This window comes from Cardinium endosymbiont of Culicoides punctatus (assembly GCF_004354815.1).
Lineage (GTDB): Bacteria > Bacteroidota > Bacteroidia > Cytophagales > Amoebophilaceae > Cardinium.
Genome location: NZ_QWJI01000051.1, coordinates 1 through 824 on the forward strand (window position 1 = coordinate 1; position 824 = coordinate 824).

Here is an 824-nt window from a genome sequence, read left to right on the forward strand (position 1 = left end):
TATTAGGTTATTGGAAAGATACAGCAGATACTAGGCTCTTAGTAAAACAGATGCAAGACAATATTGAAAGATTTAGCGTAGATAAGATCAAGAAAAGTTTTCTACAAAAAAAGGATGGTTTATTGGAAACAACTTCTTTGAAAGAACTAGATATTATTCCATTAATGTATCAAACAGGCTACTTAACGATAAAATCCTATGATCCTGCAACACAAGAGTATACTTTAAAATTTCCTAATAAGGAAGTAGAACAGGCCTTGTCTGCCCATTTCGAAAAATATCTTGTTAATAAAGCACAAGAAAATGGAATAAAGAAAAATTTGAATGTAAAAGCAGCTTTCAAACAAGAAGATTGGCAAAAACTTTTTTCCCTATTTAGAAGTGATTGTTATGCTAAAGCCAGCTATGAACTAACAGAAAAATCTGAAAAGTATTTTCATGGTTTGCTGTTTATGTTTTTAAATGGCGTGTTTTTAGACCATGAACATGTAAGTGTTGCTGCAGAAACTATATCGAATATAGGTCAAACGGATATTGTCATAAAGGATAAATTAAATGATACCATTTATATATTTGAGTTAAAATTAAATAAGGATTCATATACAGGCTTAAAACAGATCTCAGATAGAGATTATTATGGTCAGTATATTAACACATATAAAAAAATCGTATGTATAGGATTAAATATTAGATTCAATGACAACAATAAAAACCATCCAGATCCTAGCCATCGCAATATCGATGAATGTGCTCTACTAATCCGACGTAGAGATGATAACAACAATTGGGAAGATGATCCTATAAAAAAGTTTGCCTATTCACCT

1 protein-coding gene is annotated in these 824 nt (G+C 30.3%); it reads left to right on the top strand.

The window, feature by feature from the left end; translation table 11 throughout:
* On the top strand, positions 1 to 824 hold an 824-nt coding region (locus tag CCPUN_RS04185), incomplete at both ends, for a PD-(D/E)XK nuclease domain-containing protein (protein WP_133282320.1).